The 20,341-nt window shown below is 61.1% G+C and carries 18 protein-coding genes; 5 read left to right on the forward strand and 13 right to left on the reverse strand.

Annotated elements, in window-relative coordinates; translation table 11 throughout:
• The first annotated feature begins 271 nt into the window (after window positions 1-271).
• Window positions 272-1,054 carry an AraC family transcriptional regulator gene (locus tag ACOWVD_RS15215; RefSeq protein ID WP_025304388.1) on the forward strand — a complete coding sequence of 261 codons (783 nt, stop codon included), beginning with the start codon at window positions 272-274 and terminating at the stop codon, window positions 1,052-1,054.
• Between the two features lie 4 nt (window positions 1,055-1,058).
• Here ACOWVD_RS15215 and cybC read toward each other — a convergent pair whose 3' ends face one another.
• Complete coding sequence (cybC, locus tag ACOWVD_RS15220; protein WP_016930224.1) at window positions 1,059-1,445, reverse strand: cytochrome b562; 387 nt, start codon at window positions 1,443-1,445, stop codon at window positions 1,059-1,061.
• A 138-nt stretch (window positions 1,446-1,583) separates the two neighbouring features.
• Window positions 1,584-2,924 carry a metalloprotease PmbA gene (pmbA, locus tag ACOWVD_RS15225; protein WP_049241453.1) on the reverse strand — a complete coding sequence of 447 codons (1,341 nt, stop codon included), beginning with the start codon at window positions 2,922-2,924 and terminating at the stop codon, window positions 1,584-1,586.
• A gap of 179 nt (window positions 2,925-3,103) precedes the next feature.
• Between pmbA and yjgA the strand changes: the two genes are divergently transcribed.
• Window positions 3,104-3,652, forward strand: a complete 549-nt coding sequence (gene yjgA, locus ACOWVD_RS15230) for a ribosome biogenesis factor YjgA (RefSeq protein ID WP_004936968.1) — start codon at window positions 3,104-3,106, stop codon at window positions 3,650-3,652.
• Window positions 3,653-3,682: 30 nt separating this feature from the next.
• Here yjgA and ACOWVD_RS15235 read toward each other — a convergent pair whose 3' ends face one another.
• The 5 genes from ACOWVD_RS15235 to aaeX all read right to left on the reverse strand — a co-directional run bounded on the left by ACOWVD_RS15235 (window position 3,683) and on the right by aaeX (window position 7,849).
• Window positions 3,683-3,982 carry a barstar family protein gene (locus ACOWVD_RS15235; RefSeq protein WP_004936963.1) on the reverse strand — a complete coding sequence of 100 codons (300 nt, stop codon included), beginning with the start codon at window positions 3,980-3,982 and terminating at the stop codon, window positions 3,683-3,685.
• 5 nt (window positions 3,983-3,987) lie between these two features.
• Window positions 3,988-4,455, reverse strand: a complete 468-nt coding sequence (locus ACOWVD_RS15240) for a ribonuclease (RefSeq protein ID WP_004936959.1) — start codon at window positions 4,453-4,455, stop codon at window positions 3,988-3,990.
• 280 nt (window positions 4,456-4,735) lie between these two features.
• Window positions 4,736-6,703, reverse strand: a complete 1,968-nt coding sequence (gene aaeB / locus ACOWVD_RS15245; RefSeq protein ID WP_015379187.1) for a p-hydroxybenzoic acid efflux pump subunit AaeB — start codon at window positions 6,701-6,703, stop codon at window positions 4,736-4,738.
• Window positions 6,703-7,638 carry a p-hydroxybenzoic acid efflux pump subunit AaeA gene (gene aaeA / locus ACOWVD_RS15250; protein ID WP_004936954.1) on the reverse strand — a complete coding sequence of 312 codons (936 nt, stop codon included), beginning with the start codon at window positions 7,636-7,638 and terminating at the stop codon, window positions 6,703-6,705. The genes aaeB and aaeA overlap by 1 nt, the downstream gene beginning before the upstream one ends.
• A gap of 7 nt (window positions 7,639-7,645) precedes the next feature.
• Window positions 7,646-7,849 carry a p-hydroxybenzoic acid efflux pump operon protein AaeX gene (aaeX, locus tag ACOWVD_RS15255; protein WP_004936952.1) on the reverse strand — a complete coding sequence of 68 codons (204 nt, stop codon included), beginning with the start codon at window positions 7,847-7,849 and terminating at the stop codon, window positions 7,646-7,648.
• A 314-nt stretch (window positions 7,850-8,163) separates the two neighbouring features.
• On the opposite strand from aaeX, the gene aaeR reads away from it, so the two are divergent.
• A complete protein-coding gene (aaeR, locus tag ACOWVD_RS15260) occupies window positions 8,164-9,075 on the forward strand; it encodes an HTH-type transcriptional activator AaeR (RefSeq protein WP_015379188.1) in 912 nt (303 codons plus the stop codon).
• Here the strand turns inward: aaeR and ACOWVD_RS15265 are convergent.
• The gene (locus ACOWVD_RS15265) at window positions 9,066-9,410 is read right to left on the reverse strand and encodes a hypothetical protein (RefSeq protein WP_306377694.1); all 345 of its coding nucleotides are present in this window, start codon (window positions 9,408-9,410) and stop codon (window positions 9,066-9,068) included. The genes aaeR and ACOWVD_RS15265 overlap by 10 nt on opposite strands.
• Entirely contained in the window at window positions 9,407-9,670 is a 264-nt protein-coding gene (locus ACOWVD_RS15270; protein WP_164095417.1) for a zinc ribbon domain-containing protein, read from the reverse strand. Before ACOWVD_RS15270 ends, ACOWVD_RS15265 begins: the two co-directional genes overlap by 4 nt.
• A 207-nt stretch (window positions 9,671-9,877) precedes the next feature.
• Between ACOWVD_RS15270 and ACOWVD_RS15275 the strand changes: the two genes are divergently transcribed.
• Together ACOWVD_RS15275 and ACOWVD_RS15280 are read left to right on the forward strand one after the other, a co-directional pair.
• On the forward strand, window positions 9,878-10,819 hold the full coding sequence (locus ACOWVD_RS15275; protein WP_197798911.1) for a nucleoside hydrolase: 942 nt from the start codon (window positions 9,878-9,880) through the stop codon (window positions 10,817-10,819).
• 691 nt (window positions 10,820-11,510) lie between these two features.
• Window positions 11,511-13,202 carry a PglL family O-oligosaccharyltransferase gene (locus ACOWVD_RS15280; RefSeq protein WP_325994643.1) on the forward strand — a complete coding sequence of 564 codons (1,692 nt, stop codon included), beginning with the start codon at window positions 11,511-11,513 and terminating at the stop codon, window positions 13,200-13,202.
• A 58-nt stretch (window positions 13,203-13,260) separates the two neighbouring features.
• Here ACOWVD_RS15280 and ACOWVD_RS15285 read toward each other — a convergent pair whose 3' ends face one another.
• From ACOWVD_RS15285 to yhdP, 4 genes are all read right to left on the reverse strand, one after another.
• A complete protein-coding gene (locus ACOWVD_RS15285; RefSeq protein WP_273875006.1) occupies window positions 13,261-14,025 on the reverse strand; it encodes a CDP-diacylglycerol diphosphatase in 765 nt (254 codons plus the stop codon).
• A gap of 151 nt (window positions 14,026-14,176) precedes the next feature.
• A complete protein-coding gene (gene tldD / locus ACOWVD_RS15290; RefSeq protein ID WP_342134874.1) occupies window positions 14,177-15,622 on the reverse strand; it encodes a metalloprotease TldD in 1,446 nt (481 codons plus the stop codon).
• A gap of 7 nt (window positions 15,623-15,629) precedes the next feature.
• Window positions 15,630-16,490, reverse strand: a complete 861-nt coding sequence (gene nit1, locus ACOWVD_RS15295) for a deaminated glutathione amidase (protein WP_004936930.1) — start codon at window positions 16,488-16,490, stop codon at window positions 15,630-15,632.
• Window positions 16,487-20,290 carry an AsmA2 domain-containing protein YhdP gene (gene yhdP, locus ACOWVD_RS15300; protein ID WP_421105649.1) on the reverse strand — a complete coding sequence of 1,268 codons (3,804 nt, stop codon included), beginning with the start codon at window positions 20,288-20,290 and terminating at the stop codon, window positions 16,487-16,489. The genes nit1 and yhdP overlap by 4 nt, the downstream gene beginning before the upstream one ends.
• Between the last annotated feature and the right edge of the window lie 51 nt (window positions 20,291-20,341).

Genomic DNA, 20,341 nt, shown 5'->3' on the forward strand with positions numbered 1-20,341 from the left:
TATAGTCATTGAACTGCGCTAAGAACTATTGCTTCAGGTGTTGGAATAAAATGACGCTTTATTCCTTATTAACTTCTTGTATTGCGAGAACGAGAACCTTCGTCCCACCCTGGTGTGAAGACTTGTACGGGTTTCATGGCCGATAAAATAACGGCGCCCCGAACAAGCGTTATTTTTCTGCCCCGATAGTAGGGCGACCGTCTCTGGCTTGCTTTATATGAAAGGCCAACTATCATTGCGTTTCGGCCAATTTGCCCGCCAAAGGGAACACATGCGCAACGTCCGCATTGATGACATCGACCACGTAACGCGCGCGGTGATCGCCATCGGCACCGATTATCCGCCGGGACACCTGCTGCCGATGCACAGCCACCGGCGCGCGCAGTTGCTGTACGGCGCCACCGGCGTCATGCACGTTTTCACGCAGCAAGGCAATTGGGTCGTCCCGCCGCAGCACGCGGTATGGCTGCCGCCGCAGATGCCGCACGCGGTGAGGATGGTCGGCGTCACCACCCGCAGCCTGTACCTCGAACCCGGCGCGTTGCCCGCCGAACGGCCGCAGGTATGCCAGGTGGTCAGCGTCACGCCGCTGATGCGCCAGCTGTTGATGGCGGCGGTGGATATGCCGCTGGAGTATGAACAAGAGGGGCGCGACGGAGCGCTGGCAACACTGCTGCTGCATGAGCTGGCCAGGCTGCAGCCCTTGCCGTTGCACATCCCGCTACCCGCCGATCCTCGGTTAGGCGAGCTGTGCCGCGCCTTTTTGCAGCACCCCGACGCCCACGACTCCGCGCAGCGGTGGGCGCCTCGTCTGTACATGAGCATTCGCACCTTCAGCCGCTTCTTTCGCGCGCAGACCGGCCTGCCGTTTTCGCAATGGCGCCAGCGCGCCTGCGTGGTACTGGCGTTGGCGCTGCTGGCCGAAGGACGCAGCGTAACGCAGGTGGCGATGGAAATGGGATATGACAGCAGCGCGGCGTTTTCAACCATGTTTCGCCGCGTGCTCGGGCAGGCGCCCTCCTCCTATTTGACGGAAGACGGGCGCGACGGTTGACGGATTAGCGGAATTTCTTGTGGTTGGCGTCGCGGGTTTGCTTGAAGCCCTGCGCCAGCTGCTTCGCTTCGGCGACTTTGCCCTGATTGGCCAGGGCCAGCGCCTGATCGATCTGGCCGATCAGGGTATCCAACCCGCTGCGGAAATCTTTCATCTCCGGGCTGTCGGCGGCTTTGTCTTCCAGCTTCGGCGGAGTGCCCTGTTTGGCATCCTGCGCGGCGGCGCGCATGTTTTGCAGGCTCTGTGTGAGGGTAGCGGCGGAGTCGGTATTCAGCACCGTTTTATAGTTTTCCGCCAGGGTGTCCATATCGTCGCCCAGATCGGCAGCGACCGCCAGCGAACTGGCTGCCAGCAGCGTCAACGCCGCCAGCGCTTTCAGGGTATTCTGCATGTTTGCTCACCTTCCAGTTATTGTTTTAATTAACCCACCGTTACCATAGGCAAGGCCGGGCAAAACCGAAACCGGAGATTTGTAAGCAAGGTTGAGACGGGATAACGCGCGACCGGCGGGCACCGGCCGCGCAGAGGATCATTGACCGGCGATCTTCATTTCCGGCAGCAGCACCGAACCGCACTGGATATTGCTGCGGGTTTCGATATCGCTGCCGACGCTGACGATGTTGCGCAGCATGTCTTTCAGGTTGCCGGCAATGGTGATCTCGCTGACCGGGTACTGGATCTCACCATTTTCCACCCAGAAACCGGCGGCGCCGCGCGAGTAATCGCCGGTGACGCCGCTGACGCCCTGGCCCATCAACTCGGTGACCACCAGGCCGGTGCCAAGCTGTTTCAACATGCCGGCGAAGTCAGCGCCCTGCCCGGCAATGCGCCAGTTATGGATGCCGCCGGCATGGCCGGTGCTGTGCAGGCCCAGCTTGCGCGCCGAGTAGCTGGTCATCAACCAGGTCTGCAGCACGCCGTCCTTGATGATATCGCGCCGCTGGGTGCGCACGCCCTCGCTGTCGAACGGCGTCGACGCCAGCCCTTTCAGCAGGTGCGGATGCTCCTCGACGGTCAGCCACGCCGGCAGGATCTGCTTGCCGAGCGAGTCCAACAGGAAAGTAGATTTGCGATAAACGCTGCTGCCGCTGATGGCGCCTACCAGATGGCCGAACAATCCGGTGGCCACCTCGGAGGCGAACAGCACCGGCGCCTTCATGGTCGACAGTTTGCGCGGCGCGAGACGCGCCAGCGTGCGGCGGGCGCACTCCTGCCCCACCCACTCGGGGCTGTGCAGATCGCCCATCGCCCGGCCGATGGTGTAAGCGTAATCCCGCTCCATGTCGCCGTCCTGTTCTGCGATGACGCAGCTGGACAGCGAGTGACGGCTGGAACAGTAGCTTTGCAGCATGCCGTGGCTGTTGCCGAACACCTTGATGCCGTAGTGGCTGTTGAAGCTGCCGCCTTCAGTGTTGGTAATGCGTTTGTCCGCCGCCAGCGAAGCCTGCTCGGCGCGCGCCGCCAGCTCGATGCCGCGCTCGGCGTCCAGCTCGGTCGGGTGGAACAGATCGAGATCCGGCGCCTCGAACGCCAGCAGATCTTTCTCCGCCGGGCCGGCGCAGGGATCCTCAGAGGTATAGCGCGCGATGTCCAGCGCCGCCTGTACGGTGCGAGCGATGGCGTCCGGGCTGAGATCGGTGGAAGAGGCGCTGCCTTTGCGCTGGCGGTGATACACGGTAATGCCCAGCGCGCCATCGCTGTTGAACTCGACGTTTTCCACTTCGCCGAAGCGGGTGCTGACGCTGATGCCGGTCGATTTGGTGACCGCGACTTCCGCCGCGTCGGAACCGGCGCGGGCCAGCTCCAGCGCCTGAGAAACGGCCTGTTCCAGCGCCTTGCGCTGTTCTGCAACTTGAGTGACTACTTTCATCAATCTGCCATAATTAATCAGAAAATCGTTGAGAAAAGTGCCGGAGCGGCGTAGTTGTGCACGCGGAGCGGCGCGCAAAAATCCTGAGATCTCTGCCGTTGAGTCTAACAGGAACCGCGTTGAATTTCGCATAAAGCCGGCAACCTGTTAGGATTAGCCTCTTTTTAACGGAGCCTACCATGAACAAACAGCCTGAAGACTGGCTCGACGATGTCCCGGAGAATGAAAACGAGGACGATGACGAGATTATCTGGGTCAGTAAAAGTGAGATTAAACGTGATGCCGAAGCGCTGAAAGACCTGGGGGCCGAAATGGTCGATCTGGGCAAAAACGCGCTGGATCGCATTCCGTTGGATGAAGATTTGCGTGCCGCCATCGAACTGGCGCAGAAGATCAAAAAAGAGGGCCGTCGCCGTCAGCTGCAGCTGATCGGTAAAATGCTGCGCGCCCGCGATATCGAGCCGATCCAGACCGCGCTCGACAAGCTGAAAAACCGCCACAACCAGCAGGTTTCGCTATTCCACAAGCTGGAAGCGCTGCGCGACCGTCTGGTCGAAGAAGGCGATGACGTCATTCCGTCGATCCTGGATCTGTACCCGGCCGCCGATCGCCAACAGCTGCGTTCACTGGTGCGCAACGCGCAGAAAGAGAAGGCCGCCAACAAGCCGCCTAAGGCTTACCGCCAGATCTTCCAATACCTGCGCGAGCTGGCCGAAGCGGCCGACTAAGCGCCGCCGCCATCCCGGGATGAACCCGTTTCATCCCCGGTGATGTGCCGGTTCGCCGCTGCTTTCGCGGATATTGAAGCGCAGGCTGCCTTCCAGCTCTTCTTCCGCCTCTTCAAACAGCAGAATGATCGCGCCGAAACGACGCTTGCTGCGGGCATTCAGGTGAGTGAACTCGATTTCCACCGGCAGACCGATATCGCCGGTCACTACGTCCCACAGCGCGTCGAGGTTGGCGCCGAATCCCTCGTCCAGCGCAAACTTGTGCGCAAAATCGCGGTAGAAGGTCGGCACATCCTGGATCTGTTCAAAATCAAACTCTACTTTTGCCATCAAACTCACTCCACACGAATGAAGTTTTTGTAATGGTCGCGCGTGACGAAGATCAGACCGTCGCTCGAATACAGCAGGCGATCGGCGCCGCGCCGGCCACACTGGTAATTGATGTCCGCTTCGCGCCAGACCCGGCCGCCGGCGCTCGGCAGTTGCCCTTCACGGTTAGAGAATCGATCGCCGCCAATCGCCTTGCCCGGCAATACCGCACAGAGGTTGCCTGAACGCGGGTCCCAGCCCTGCTCGCGCGCCTGCTTCTTGGTGACGTAATAGCCCGGAAGCCGCTGATGCTGCTGCAGGTAGCTCACCACCGTTTGCTGCTGCGTGAGCCGATCGATGCTCTGCTGTTGCCCCGCCGGCGCTTGCACCACCGTCGCATTGCCGCCGATCGCACGGTGCTCGTTGCCGCGCAGCGCGCTGAAGACGGCGATGACCACGGCGATGACAATCGCCAACAGAATCCGCTTGTTCATGACATTCCCTGAAATTATGCCACCGAAGGCGCCGCAGCTCCCCCAGGCTAGTTAGGTATATAGCCGACCAGGATGAAACTAAGATGACCGGCACGTCACGTTTTCGCGGCGGTAAGCGTTTCATCCACTCATGACAATGATGCCACTTTCCAGTCGTTCTGGCACTCGGAGTCTCTCTGAAAACGGGCCGCCTCACATGAGACGGCTCGCCATGCCAGGCGCTGCTTTCAGTATAGTCAGGGAAGGCGCCGCACAACGCGGCGCAACAGGAGGGAACGCATCAATCGATCAAGGCGTGACGATAGCGATGCAGCATGTCGGCCAGGCGTTTCACCGGCCCAGTGACGCTGAGCGGTGCCTGATTGTCCACCAGCTTCTGCTGGTACTCGTTCATTTCACCCAGCAAGCGATCGTAGTAATAGGCGCGCTTGACGTCGTTCTTGGCGGAGACCACCCGATCGGCGGTGCTGCGGATCTGGCGGTGGAAGGCCGACAGCTCTTCGCTGACCGGAATCTCCGCCCGCTGCATGCGCTGGTGGGCAATGATCAGGTTCAACGCCAGACGATACTTGGCGATGTCGTTCGGGAACATCATCAGCAGCTGGTTAAGCTGCTGATACAGCGCCGGCAGGTGGTTTTGCCGACGACGCGCCGCCTTGGTGGTCAGCGCCGACACCGCGCTGCTGACGAACTGGTTGAGCAACGTGCGGCCGGTGCGTTCACGCGAATTGTCGCGGATCAACAGCAGCACCATCAGGCCAACGCAGCTGCCGAGGAACTGGCCCAGCGCCCCGTCGAGAAACTGGGTCACGTTGAACTCCATCGGGTTGCTCAGCACCAGAATGTTGATGGTCCCGGCCAGCAGCCCCAGCGAACCGAGCCGCCGCTTCTGCACCTCGATGCCGATGAAAAACGCCAGCAGGCCGAGGCTAAGACACAGCAGCAAAATGCTCTGCTGCGTCGCCGGCAGGATCACCATGAAGAACAGAGAGCCGACCGGGATCGCCGCCAGCATGCCCAGCACGAAATCCATCGCCACCATGCGCGGTGCCGGGGTGCGCATCGCCAGCGAGGTGATGACCGCGATGATCACCATAAAACCGCTGCCGGACGTCCAGCCGGTCCACAGCCACAGCAGGCTGCCGAAGGCCGTCGCCACAAAGGTGCGCAGGCCGTTGATCATCGCGTGATGCCCTTCCGCCGAAGTCGGCTTGACCACGGTTTCGTTGCTCAACACCCCCTCTTCCACCGCGCTGATACTGCAGTTGGCGTGCACGCCTTTCGACAGCAGCAGGTAGCGCGTCGCCGCGCCGACCCAGCCGGTGAGGGTCGGCAGCGTTTCCTCGGAACGATGGGTGGTCAACACCTGGCGCAGCAGCTTCATGCGCTTGTGGATCTCCTGCGGGGTTTCCGCCGGGACCATCAGCTGCTCACGCAGGCTGTCTTTCAGCGCGTCCGGGTGATTCAACAAGATCAGATAGGTTTCGCAGGCCTGGGTGATCAGCGTCAGCGACAGCGTATGCAGCGCTTTTACCCGGCGGTTGACCTTCTGCCAGCGCGAGGACTCCATCATCAGGTTGTTGCGCATGCCGTCCAGCGCCGTGGTGCTCTTCACCAGATTGCTCCAGGCGCGGTCGATATCCTCTTTGTCGGCATTGCTGATGCACATCTGCATCAGGCGGTATTGCGCCACCAGCAGTTGATCCACCGCCCGATCGATGTCCTGTTTGATCGAACGCGGCGAGAACAGCAGATCCGCCAACACGGCGCTGACGATCCCCAGCACGATCTCGCTGCAACGCTCGATGGCGAACTGCGGCGCTTCCAGCAGATGAGACTCGCTGGTGGCGACCGTCACGATGATGATCAGCGCGGTATACCCGGCCAGCCCCCAGGCATAGGAGTTCTCCACCTTGATAAGCGAAGAGAGCCAGGTGCAGAAACCGGCCCAGATGCAGCACAGCAACAGCATCACCACCGGCGCACGGGCGGTGGTGATGATAATGATCAGGCCGACGAAGCAACCGATAAAGGTGCCGATAATGCGCAGCCAGCCGCGGTGGCGGATGGCGCCGGAGAAGGGTTCGCCGCCGGCGGCAAAGGCCGGGCCGGCGGCGACGATGGCGGCGGTCATCGCCGACCAGCGCGGGGTTTCCAGATTGAGATGGAAGCCGACGAACAGCGCAAACACAATCGCGAAGCTGAGTTTGAAGGCGAATCTCAGCCGGATAAAGGTTGGGCTGCTCATTAGCCGAACTCACGCAGCCGGTGCATCAGGCGCACAAAAGGCGAGCCGCTGTCGGCATTGCGATCGTTCTTGCCGACGATCACCACGGTGGCGGTGGTGCCGGCCGGGTACGGATGCTGTTGATCCTTGGCGTCCAGCAGGATCTTCACCGGCACGCGCTGCGCCAGGCGCACCCACTCCAGGTTGCTGTCGATCGAGGCCAACCCTTTGTTGTTCACCGTGCTGCTGCTGTTGTTCACCGCCGCCGCCACGCTGTCGACGGTGCCGTGCATGATGCGGTTGCTGCCGAGCGGGGTGATCTCCGCGCGGTCGCCCTTATTCAGGCCATTCAGCTTGGTTTCTTCCAGGTACGCCAGGATGTAGAAGGAATCTTTCTTCACCAGCGCCACCGCCACCGAGCCGCGGGTGATGTATTCGCCGGCATGGACGTTGAGGTTGGTGATCCAGCCATCGGCCGGCGCCCGCACCGTGGTGCGCTCCAGATCCAGCTGCGCCAGCTCGCGCGCCGCAATGGCCTTCGCCAACTGGTGCTGCACGGTCTGCAGTGAGTTGTTCGACTGGTCAATCTCTTCCTGCGACATCGCCTGCACGCCCAGCTTCACGCGGCGGCCGGCCTCGCGCCGTTTTTCCGCCGCCAGCGTCTGATAGTAGGCGACGTCGGCGCCGGCTTCCGCCAGCGCCTGCTCATAACGCGGCCGATCGACCACGAACAGCACCTGGCCTTTCTTCACCAGTTGGTTATCCACCACCGGCACGTCGGTCAGCAGGCCGCTGACGTCCGGGGCGATCGCCACCACATCGGCGGTAAACTTGGCATCACGCGTCCACGGCGACTCGGTGTAGAACACCCATGCCTTGAATATCGCGGCGATGCCCAACAGCACAAGAATCAAAGTGATCGCGATTCGGGTTATTTTTATCGAAAAATTTTTCACAGCGACCTCAAACAAAAAGACATGAAATCAGATAAAACAAGCAGCAATACAGCGCGGTGTTAAACAGCGCCGGATGCCAGACAAAATCGTAAATCCCCGTCGGCTGCAGCAGGCGGCGCAAGAGAAAAAACAGCGCCAGCGACACCAGCAGCTCGAAAAACACCGGCGGAAACGACAGCCCGAAGATGACCATAACCGGAAGCAAACTCATCACTTTTTCCTTATTGTTCACTACGCCGGGGAAAGACACATCTCGCCATTCACATTCTCTTTACATTTTAGCGTGCGCGCGCCACAAATCTTGACCGGACAGCTTGTCCAGGTCACGAACCCGAAAAAAGGTTAAACTTGGGGGCAGACATCCACGACAGGGATTGCGAGGGTGCCGGAGGAGCGGCAGGATTGCGTTGCCGATCGCTCTCGCACGTTGGTAAGGTCTATTCACCCGACCACGTTATATTAGCCTGCTTACTATCAAGGCATCAACAATCTGTGATCTAAATCACTTTTAAGCCAGAGTGAATAATGGAAAGATTAAAACGGATGTCGGTATTCGCCAAAGTGGTTGAGTTCGGGTCGTTTACCGCGGCCGCACGCCAACTCGACATGAGCGTTTCATCGATCAGTCAGACCGTCTCGAAACTGGAAAATGAACTGCAGGTCAAGCTGTTGAACCGCAGCACGCGCAGCATCGGCCTGACCGAGGCCGGCAAGATTTACTATCAGGGCTGCCGACGCATGCTGCAGGAAGTCAGCGAAGTGCATGAGCAGCTGTACGCGTTTAACAATACGCCCGCCGGCACGCTGCGCATCGGCAGCTCGTCCACCATGGCGCAAAACGTGCTGGCGAACATGACCGCCGAGATGATGAAAGAGTATCCGGGCCTGACGGTCAACCTGGTGACCGGCATACCGGCGCCGGATCTGATCACCGACGGACTGGATCTGGTGATCCGCACCGGGGCGCTGCAGGACTCCAGCCTGTTCTCCCGCCGCCTGGGGCAGATGCCGATGGTGGTGTGCGCCGCCAAAAGCTACCTGATCCAGCACGGTACGCCGCAGAAGCCGAGCGACATGGTCAACTTTTCCTGGCTGGAGTACAGCGTGCGGCCCGACAGCGAATTCGAACTGATGTCGCCGGAAGGCATCACCACGCGCATTTCCCCGCAGGGGCGCTTCGTCACCAACGACTCCTCCACCATGATCCGTTGGCTGAAAAATGGCGCCGGCATCGCCTACGCCCCGCTGATGTGGGTGATCGAAGAGATCAAACGCGGCGAGATCGAGATCCTGTTCAAAAGCTACCATTCGGATCCACGGCCGATCTACGCGCTCTATACCGAGAAAGACAAACTGCCGCTGAAGGTGCAGGTGTGCATCAACTATTTAACCGACTATTTCGAACGCGTAGCGGCGGTCTATCAGGGCTATCGCTGAGTGGCGCTCAAATAGCGGCGCGCCAGCGCGGCCAGCAGCGTCAGCGCCACCATGCCGAAGCCCCACAGCAGCCAGACGGCGTAGCCCGCCCAGGTCAGCAGCACAGGAAAATAGCTCGCCAGCCCGCTGCCCAGCTGTTTCAGCCATGGCAGCCAGGCGTCCAGCGCCGCCTGCGGCACCAGGCTCAGCGCACCGTTCACCGGCAACGATGCCTTCCCGGCTGCCTCCGCCAACGCCGGCAGCCAGGTCAGCAGGCCGGATACGCCCCAGGCCAGCAACGTCCACAGCGCCATGGCGCCCAGCAGCAGCGCGAGTGTCCAACCGCCCCGGTTCACGGCACACCGCCGCCGCACTGCGGACAAAAGCGGCTGCCCGGCGGCAACGGCGCGGCGCACTGGCCGCAGGTGGCGCTTAGCGCGGCAAACGGCTGACCGCAGCGGTGGCAATAACGGGCGCCCGATTTATTCACTGCCCGGCATTCCGGGCACTGCGGCCCCGGCTCGCCATGCTGGTTATAGCGGTTGCCATGATGCCCGCCGCCGTGGCCCGCGCGCTGATGACCGCCTTGCCCCAACAACCGTTTCAGTAAGCTCATCCCGCCTCTCCTCTGTGCATTGACGCTGAACCTCACTGTAAACCCTGGAGTAAACTCCAGGGTAAAGCCCGGCGAGCAGGATTTACGTTTCATTACATCGTAAAAGTGGCAAGGCTTTGATGCCGTTAACAAAAGCACCATCGGCATTATCCCACGCCGTCGCGCTGCGTTATGCTGCGGAAACCTCTCCCTGCATCAGGAATAACCATGAAAAAAATCATACTGGACTGTGACCCGGGGCATGACGACGCCATCGCTCTGTTGCTGGCCTGGGGCAATCCGCAGATCGACCTGCTGGCGGTCACCACCGTGGTGGGTAACCAGACGCTGGACAAAGTGACGCGCAACGCCCTGGCGGTGGCCCGTATCGCCAATATCACCGGCGTCCCCTTCGCCGCCGGCTGCCCGCGTCCGCTGGTGCGCAATATCGAAGTGGCGCCCGACATTCACGGCGACTCAGGCCTCGATGGCCCGGTGCTGCCGGAACCCCACCTGCAGTTGGACTCACGCCACGCGGTAGACCTGATCATCGAGACCGTGATGGCCCACCCACCGGGCAGCGTGACGCTGGTGCCGACCGGCGGCCTGACCAATATCGCCATGGCGGTGCGTAAAGAGCCGCGCATTGCCGAACGGGTCAAGGAAGTGGTGCTGATGGGCGGCGGCTATCATGTGGGCAACTGGAGCGCGGTGGCGGAGTTCAATATCAAAATCGATCCCGAGGCGGCGCACATCGTGTTCAACGAAAAATGGCCGCTGACCATGGTCGGGCTGGATCTCACCCACCAGGCGCTGGCCACGCCGGCAGTCTGCGAACGCATCGCCGCCCTCGGCACCCGGCCGGCCGCCTTCGTCAACGAGCTGCTGGCATTCTTTGGCCGTATGTACCAACAGGCGCAAGGCTTCAGCGCCCCGCCGGTGCACGATCCTTGCGCGGTGGCCTATGTGATCGACCCGAGCGTCATGACGGTGCGCAAAGCGCCGGTAAATATAGAACTGACCGGCACCCTCACCTTAGGCATGACGGTCGCGGACTTCCGCGCGCCGCCGCCGCCGGATTGCCACACCCAGGTAGCGGTCAAACTGGATCAGGATAAATTCTGGGATCTGGTGGTGGATGCGCTGGAGCGGATCGGCGACGTGGAGTAAGCGCACAAGAGACGAGATTAACGCGCTTGGGCAGGCGCGTTAGTCCGTATTCTGCCGCGGCAACGGGAGGCTCAAGCCATAACCTCTTTTATTTCCAATGCAGCAGAACAATCCTAACCATAAATAATTTTATAAAAACCAAAAAAAACAGATAAAGACAAGAAGAATCTCAATAAAAATACAAATATGAAAATCACTTTTAATTTAAAAATCAGCAATGAAAAATGATGAAATAAACCTCCGCCGCCACACCGCCGCTGACGAAACAAATTAAACAAGAAGACACCTATTTTATTCTTCACATTGACTGCCGACATAGGCCATCGCCGAGATACCCCACGATATTCATACACGCAAAAATAACACTCAATCAACTGATTTTAATAAACAAAAATAAAATTCGATTAAAAATTGACTGAATCACAATAGATTTGAGAAAATAGCGCATCTGTTTTTGCAAACAACAAAAATGCCTTTTGCGGGTGAAAAATACGGCTTAACCTTTCTTTAGGCATACAGCCTCGCGCATTCTCAGGGCAAACATTATTTATCGCTTCACCATAAAGACGATTTAAATTTCCCGTGAGACATTTCGAATTGAACATTACACGCATTTCAACATCAGGATAAAGGATAGGGAATAATCAAAACATGCATTTCATAAACGCTATCAGGCCATGGCAGGTTAACCATGGCCGATAAATCTCCCGCTAACGCAGCGACCATCGCCGTGCTGCCCCTGCTGCTGATCTGGATGGCGGCGATCCTGCCGGTTTATTACCCCAACATGGGCGGCGACGGTCTGGCGCTGCCGCAAAACATTCTGGCCTGGGCTGTCATGGCACTCACCACGCTGATAGTGACGTTCACCATTTGCCTTGGCCGTACCCGTCTTTCGCTGACCCCCACCGCACGCCTGTTGCTGCTCGGCATCGCCGTGCTGGCGCTGCCGCTGTTGTATACCCGCCCCGAATGGCGCGAAGACGCCCTGTGGCGTTGCGCCGGTCTGCTCGGCGGCTGGCTGTTCTATGTCGCCTGCCTGCAGCTGCGCCTCAACGCCCGGCAGCGCGAGCTGCTGTTGTACGGTCTGCTGTTTGCCGTCAGCATTCAGGCGTTGCTGGCGGCGCTGCAACTGTTCGCTCCCGGTTGGGCCTGGGTTGCACCAGACGGAGGAAGGGTCTACGCCGTATTCCAGCAGCCGAATGTCTTGGGCAGCTTCATCGCCACCGGACTGGCGTTGGCGCAGTGGGCGCTGTTTTTACCCGCTTTTTCGTCCGCGCGCAGCGAGCGCCAACGGCAGGTGCTGCTGTTCACGCTGTTGACCGCCTTCGTCACCGTGCTGGTGTTGGTTCAGTCCCGCGCCGGCTGGCTGGGAGGCGCCGTAGCGGCCTCGCTGCTGTTGTGGCGGCTCTGCCGTCGGCGACCGCGTACCGCCCGCCTTGCCTGCTGCGCCCTGGCGCTGGGGCTGACGCTGGGTGTGACGATACAGCTCACCGGTTTCGGTCTGGGCGAACAAACGGGCTTTCTCGATCGCTCTCCCTCCAACGGCACGCGCCTGACCATGCTGCAAGACACCGTCGCCATGATTTTCGCCAAACCGCTGCTGGGCTGGGGTTACGGCGGCTTTGAATACAGCTTCGCGCACTTCCGTCTGCAGACAATGCCCTGGCGAGAAGTGCTGGAAGTCGCCGGGCATCCGCACAATGAAATCCTGCTGTGGTGGGTTGAGGGCGGCCTGCCGGCGCTGGCAGGTATCGCTATCGTCATCGTCGCCGGCGCACGGCTGCTGAAACGCGCCTGGCAACGGGATCGCGAAGCGCCGGCCGGTGTGCGCGTCGGGCTGTTTCTGGTGCTGCTGCCAATGTTGATACACACCCAACTGGAATATCCTTTCTATCTGTCTGCGCCGCATTGGCTGGCGTTTCTGCTGCTGCTGGCGCTGCTGGACGGCCAAACCGGCGAGCCCCGCCCGCAGCCGTTCGCCAAAGCCCTGAGTCTGCCGGTGGCGATGACAATGGTCGGCGTGTTGGTGATGGCGTTCTTCGCCTGGCAAGGGCGCATGGCGCTCACCCAATCGGAGCGCACCCTGCTGACCACCATCGACAGCATCGAGCAGATGCCGCCGCCGGCCGCCTGGATCTACCAGGAACGCAAAACGTTCGACGAGCAATCTCACGCGCTGCTGGTCTATAACCAAACGCGTGATGATGCCCTGTTGACCAGCTATCGGCAGTGGGCCAATGACTATCTGGAACGCCGCATCGACGCCAACGTTTATGCCACGCTGATCATGATCTTGCGCTATCAGGGAGCCCAGGCGGAAGCCGACGCTCGCCTGCGGGAAGCCGCTTTCCTGTTTGCGCAGGATGCGCGGTTTAGGTAGGGCAACAAGGTGAGAGCGATGCCTCGTCGCTCTCACATGCGTCATTTATGTAGCAAAATCAACGCGGCAATATCGCGCACTCTTTATCCAGCAGCGACTCTACCGACGCGCGATTGCCGACGTCCCAGCCGCGCTTCGAGGCCAGCAAGATAAACGCTTGCCGGCCGGCAAACGTGGTCGGGACGACGGCCACGCCATATTCCGCCAGCTGCGACGGCGACAAATGGAAATAATCCGCCAAATCCTTAATCGGGTAGATGCCCATCACGGCTGGCTGCATCACGCGGCGGGCATAGTAGGTGTGGCGCAACAGCTTATCCGGCAAAGGCCGCCATTGTTCCTGTATGTAGGGGCGCTCCGCCTGCAATTGACGCCGCACATCTTCGCGCAGGCAGGTCAGGTGAATATGCAATTGGTTCTGACTGCGGCCGTAAGCGGAGTTGATTGCCATGCCCAACATATCATCCGGCACCGGCCCGCCATACTCGGCGGCCAGCCGGTAACGCATCAGCCACGCATAGCCAAAATAGTCCGTCCGTTCTCCAACCAGCAGCTGCGGGCTTTCAATGCCGGAGAGCGGCGCCGTCGGCACCAGGATAAAGTGATAAGGGTAACGCGGGTTCTGCAGCACGCTAAAGCCCTGCGCTTTCCCCTGCGGCATATAAATCTGCTCGCACGGGGCCGGATTGCGTTTTTGCTGATAGTTGGCCATGCAGAGTTTATCGACCACGCCCCACAGCGCATCGGAACGGGCGCAGCCCGTCAGGGACAGAACGCCCAGCACCAGCAGCCAACGCCGAGCGGATAATGCCAGGCGCGTCATTCTTGTCGTGCTCTGTTTTTTCGCCACGTCAATTTCATTCCATTATGTCGTGCAGGCTACGGCGTCCTGCCGCGCTTAGCGTTACGAATGCGAGAAAGGCCGCGAAATGGAGAATGGTTGAGGGGCCAACGCATGGCCCCTTGAAGAAAGATTACGCCGTGCCGCCGACGGTCAACGTATCCAGTTTCAGCGTCGGTTGGCCAACGCCTACCGGCACGCTCTGGCCTTCCTTGCCGCACACGCCCACGCCTTTATCGAGCGCCAGATCGTTGCCGACCATCGAGATCTGCTGCATCGCCTCGATGCCGGAGCCGATCAGCGTCGCCCCTTTCACCGGTTTGGTGATGCGGCCCTTTTCGATCAGGTAGGCTTCGGTGGTGGAGAACACGAACTTGCCGGAGGTGATGTCCACCTGACCGCCGCCAAAGTTCGGCGCGTACAGACCGTACTCGACGCTGGCGATGATCTCTTCCGGCGTCGATTGGCCCGCCAGCATGTAGGTGTTGGTCATGCGCGGCATCGGCAGATGCGCGTAGGACTCGCGGCGGCCGTTGCCGGTCGGGGCGACGCCCATCAGCCGCGCGTTGAGCTTGTCCTGCATGTAGCCTCTCAATACGCCGTTTTCAATCAGCACGTTGTACTGGCCCGGCACGCCTTCGTCGTCGATCGCCAGCGAGCCGCGGCGCCCTTGCAGGGTGCCGTCGTCCACCACGGTGCACAGTTCGGACGCCACCAGCTCGCCCATATGGCCGCTGAACACCGAGGTGCCGCGCCGGTTGAAGTCGCCTTCCAGGCCGTGGCCCACCGCTTCGTGCAGCAGCACGCCCGGCCAGCCGGCGCCCAGCACGACCGGCATATTGCCGGCCGGCGCCGCCACCGCGCCAAGATTGACCAGCGCCATGCGCACCGCTTCTTTGGCGTAAGCGTCGGCGCGCACGTCGCCGTCGACGGTTTCCAGGAAGTAATCGTAACCGAAACGGCCGCCGCCGCCGCTGGAGCCGCGCTCACGCTTGCCGTCCTGCTCCACCAGCACGCTGACGGAGAAGCGCACCAGCGGGCGAACGTCCGCCGCCAGCGTACCGTCGGTGGCGGCCACCAACACCTGCTCGTAAACGCCGGTGATGCTGGCGTTCACTTCCTGCACCCGCGCATCGGCGGCGCGCGCTACCTTGTCGACGCGGTGCAACAGGGCGATTTTCTCTTCGCGCGGCAGGCTTTGCAGCGGATCGAGCAGCGGATACAGCGCCCGGTAACCGATTTCGCCCAGGGTATGCGCCCGCCCGTCGCCCTGCTCGCGCACGATGCTGCGCGCCGCCTGGGCGCTCTGCTGCAGCGCATTCAGGGTGATCTGATCGGCATAGGCGAAGCCGGTCTTCTCACCGCTGACGGCGCGCACGCCGACGCCCTGGTCGATATTGTAAGAGCCATCCTTGATGATGCCGTCCTCGATCACCCAGGCTTCGTGATAGCTGGACTGGAAATAGAGATCGGCGTAGTCGATACGGCGTTCTGCCAGTTGACCCAGTACCCTGTACAGGTCTTGATGACTCAGCTTGTTGGTAGCGAGTAACTGCTCACTGACAAACGTCAGGCTCATAATGGTTTCACTCTTGATTGGAGGATAGCTTGTCAGACGGCGCCGTCAGCGACGTCTGGAATCGGTTGTGCTGCAGCACCGGCATCTGCGCACGAATATTTTTCAGGCTTGCGGTGTCCACGCGCACCTTCAGCGCCGCCACGGCGTCCGCGTTCTCGGCCAGCACCTTGCCCCAGCCGTCAACAGCCAGCGTGTGGCCCCAGGTGCGACGAGTCGGTCCGTGGCGCCCCACCTGCGCCGGCGCCAGGATCATGCACTGGTTTTCGATCGCCCGGGCGCGCAGCAGGATTTCCCAATGCGCCTCGCCGGTGACCCGGGTAAACGCCGCCGGCACCGAAATCAGTTCGGCGCCCTGCGCCCGCAGCGCCTGGAACAGCGCGGGGAAGCGCAGATCGTAGCATATGGTCATGCCCAAACGCCCGACCGGCGTATCCACCACCGTCAGGTGCTGCCCGTGCTGGTAGGTATCCGACTCGCGGTAGTGGCCGTGCGCATCGTTGATATCCACATCGAACATGTGCAGTTTGTCATAGCGGGCGCGGATTTCGCCCTGCTCGTCGAACAACAGGCTGCTGGTGGTGATAAGTTCCGGGTTTTCGCGGCTGATCAAGGGCATCGAGCCCACCAGCAACCACACCCCATAGCGGCGCGCCAGCTCGCGCACCGCGTTCTGCAGCGGGCCATCGCCCTGTTTTTCCGCCTGTTGGCGGTAGGCCGCGGAGTTGGCGAACAGCAGCGCGTTCTCCGGCGTCATGACCAGTTTTACCCCGGCATTGAGCTGCTTGATCTGCTGTTCAATCTGGGCCAGGTTATCGCGCACCTGATCGCCACTGCACAACTGCAACAACGCAACGTTAGCATTCCTCATGACGCCTTATCCTCCTTTGCCTTACGAAGTACCTCATTGATCTTCGGCTGGTCGAGATCGCCGCCGATATGGTAGCGAATCAGCGAAATCTTGCTCCACAGCGGCCCCAGCACCTGCGAGGCGGCAAATACCGCCGCGCCGACGATCGGGTTGACGACAAACGCCGTGGCCACGCCGACGGTCGCCGAAATCGCCGGCGCCACCACCGCCTCCATATCGATGCGGCGGCGCGCCAGATCGATCTGGCCGCTCATGGCGATGTCCGCCGCCAGGCCGTCGATCAATAGATTATCAGTATGCATTATGCCATCTTTCAGCCAGGCGGTGCTGCGGATGGAATCAAAGTAGAAACCTTTGCCGAAGGTATCGCTGAAATCGAACTGCAGCTTGCGCAGCAGGGCGTCGAAGCTGACCAGCCGCAGCAGCTGGCCGGCGCGGCCGCCGCCCATGCTGTCGATCTCGCCCTTGCCCATCTTGACCTGCAGCGCGCCGCTTAACGTATTGACCTGCGGCTGCCACGGCGCGCCGTGCCAGTACAGATCGAAGTCCACGTCGTAAGGCGCCCCCTTCAGCGGGATAGTGATGCCGAAGAAGGCGGCAGTTTCGTCGATCTTGCCGCCGAGCAGCTTGCCTTTCAGCGAGCTGCGCTCTTCCTGCGCATTTTGTTTCCACAGGCCGGTGGCGCTCATACGCCCTTTACCGGTATCGACCAGGCCGTGATCCAGCGTCAGGGTATCCCCCCGATTAGTCAGATCCGCCTCGACCTTGCCGAGGTTCTGCCCCAGCACCCAGCACGACTTGCAGCGCAGCATCAGCGAAGGCCAGTCGCGGAAGGAAACTTTCTCGGTCGACGGCGACGGCGCACCCGCCGCGTTTTTCGTCTCGGCGAACTGTGGGTTGTAATACAGGTAGTTGATATCGGCGCGCCACGGCCCGCGATCGGCCACCCGCAGGCTGCCGTCCACTTCGTCGCTCTTGGCGCTCACCAGGGTACCGCCAAGCTGTTTTTCGGCCGACAGCGTCAGCTTATGCCAGGCCTGGCCGCCCAACAGCAGCTGCGGCGTAGTCAGCGCCACGGTGGTAGGGAAGCTGAAACCGCCCACCTGACCGCTGCCGCCGCCCTGTTTCAGCGCCGGCGCCAGCAGCGCCAGCCACTGCTCGCCGTCCAGCGCCGGCAGGTTCAGCGTCATCGATTTGCCGGCCGGCAGCGGCGGGGTGCCGCCACCGTTGGTTTGCCAGGCGGCGCGCGCCAGATTCACCTGTTTTTTATCGAAGTTCCATTCGCTGTTGAAGCGGTTCTGCTTGCCCGCGCTGCCGGTCAACATGAAACCGTTCAGACCACCTTTAACCTTGACGTTCACCGGCAACGCCTCGCCCGGCGCCTTGTCCAGCGGTGAGGGTAAGTGACTGCTCACTTTCTTCAGATCTGCGTCCAGGCCGATATCGTAGCTGGCCGAGCCCTGATGCGGCAACGTGATGGCCACCTGACTCTGCCAGGGCGCGCTGCCACTGAGCGCAGCGGCAGCCTCTGTCGGCAGGCCGGGGAACTTGCCCGGCTGCCAGTCGCCCTTCAGGCCGACATTGATCTTGTAATCGCGATCGCCTTCCTGCGTGGAAAAGTTGACCGCCACCGGCTGCCCGAACCAGTTGGCCGACAAGGGGTCGCTCTGCAGGTTGCCGTTGTCGAAGCGGAATTTGCCGCTGAGCTTTTGCAGTTCGCTGTCCAGCGGCTTTATCAGCAACGAATTGTTGTTCAGCGCCACTTCGCCGGTGGCTCTGACCTGCTCGCCGTCCAGGGGAATATCAAGATGTAAGCGCCCACTGACATCACCGCCAATCTGCAGCTGCTCCAGCGCCGCCCCGAGCGAATCGTGCAACGGCGTCTGCATGAAGTAGTCATGCACGTCGCTGCCCGCCCCCGCGACTTCGGCGTCGATCAGCAGCCGCTCTTTCAGGTAATCCGGGATCACCGCGCTGATATTTTTACCCGCCACCTTACCCAATCGGGTTTGCGGCGCATGCATCCACAATCCCTCGTTGGCGAAATCGAGATCGATCGCCAAATCGGTCAGCGCCGGCCAGCCCGGTTGGAACTGGAAGGTGGCGTGACGTAACGGTACGAAGACTTCAAACTGCCCTTCGTTTTTACGATACGGGAAGTGCTGCGGATCGCCGGAATAAATCAGCGTAGCGTTATCCACCTGGCCGCCCTGAATGGCGCCGCTCAGGTAGTCCACCAGATGCTTGCCCATTAACGGCTCCGGGAAATAGCGCCAGGCGTCGGCGCCGTCATACAGGCGGATGCCCGCCAGGATGTTCAGCCACGGATCGCCCTTGGCCGGCTGCTGATAACGGAAATCACCGTTGACCCACAGCGACTTCGCCTTGACGTCCAGCCCCTGACTCGCCAGCTCCCAGCCCTGATCGTTGTAACGCCAGGTCAGCGCGCCGCGCGCGCTGCTGATTTCAAGCGGGGCGCGGAACATGTCGCCGTAAGGCAGGGTGCTGTCGGTGAGCCCCAGCGTCAGGCGGCCGTTCTCCACCCCGCCGCTCAACGCCCCGGAGAAGTGGTTGACGCCGGGCAGCAGTTCCCAACGCTGCCAGCTGACATCGCGCCACAGCGCCTGGAAACGGCTCTTTTCCGGCTGCTTGAGCGGAATGTCCAGCGCCAGCGCTTCCAATTGCCCCTGCGGCTGCAGATCGTTCCAGCGCTCGAGCACGTCCGGGCTGAGGAACGAGAAGGTCGGCAGCAGCGCCGACAGGCGCTCCAGCTGAAGGTTGGTCGCGCGCACCCGCAGCTCTTCATTCTGCGCCGGCCCCATGAATTCGGTGTTTTCCGGCAGCCACAGGGCGGAAAGTGCGCCCTGCGGCCAGGCCTGGCCGTCGGTGCTCAACCGCAGCTGCGGCACGTCGAGCTGCCACCCTGTGCCCTGGCGGCGCAGCGACAGCGCCAGATTGTCCACGTCCAGCCGGTGCTGCGCGGCGCCGGTATTCCAGTTGGCCGCTCCCTGCTTGAGCAACGCATGGCCGCCGGCGATCTCGCCGTTCTGCACCTGCAGCCAGGCAGCCAGGCTGAAGTCGGCGCTTTCCAGCCCGGTGTTGGCGCGCAGCCAGCGGGTAAACCAGGGTTTCATGTCGATGTTATCGGCCTGCAGATAGACCGTGCCGGTGTCCAGCAGGCCTTGATTGTCACGCAGGTCCATGCGCAGCTGCACCACACCGTGTTGACCGTTCAGCGTCGACAGGCTGATCTGCCCCTCGGCGCGGTGGCGATCGCGGCCGTTGAGCCAGGTCAGCTGGGGAATGTCGAATTCGGCGCGCGCGCCGGCGGGCGTCAGGAATGAAATACGACTGTCGCGCAGATCGAAATGGTCGAGCTGGCGCAGCATCAGATCGCTGATTTTACCGGGTTCAAGGCCATCGCCCTGCCGATCGCCGCCCAGCGTGGCGTTCAAATCAAGCCGGAATTGATAGAAGGTCAGATCGCGGAACTGCCAGCGCCAGTGCAACAGCGACTGCCACACATCCAGCGCCAGCGTCACGCGCTCGATATGCACATCGCTTTTGGGCAGCGTAACGCTCAAGTTACGCACTTCAAGCTGCGGGCCGAAGGTTTCCCAACTGCCCTGTAGGAAATCCATCTGCACGGGCACGCCGGACAGCTTCTCCACCTGCGCCAGCAGTTGGGGACGGTAGTCGTTCAGCTTCGGCAGCATCAGGCGCAGCCCGCTGATCAGCAGCGCCACAATCACGATTAGGGTGGCGCCTGTTGCTAACAGAATCCCAGGCAGTCGCCTCACGCAGTTCTCCTTGCTCCGCTGCCTGGCAACGGGAATATCTATGCACTGACG

Origin of the sequence: Serratia sp. SA088, assembly GCF_049065515.1 — a bacterium.
Taxonomy (GTDB): Bacteria; Pseudomonadota; Gammaproteobacteria; order Enterobacterales; family Enterobacteriaceae; genus Serratia; species Serratia nematodiphila.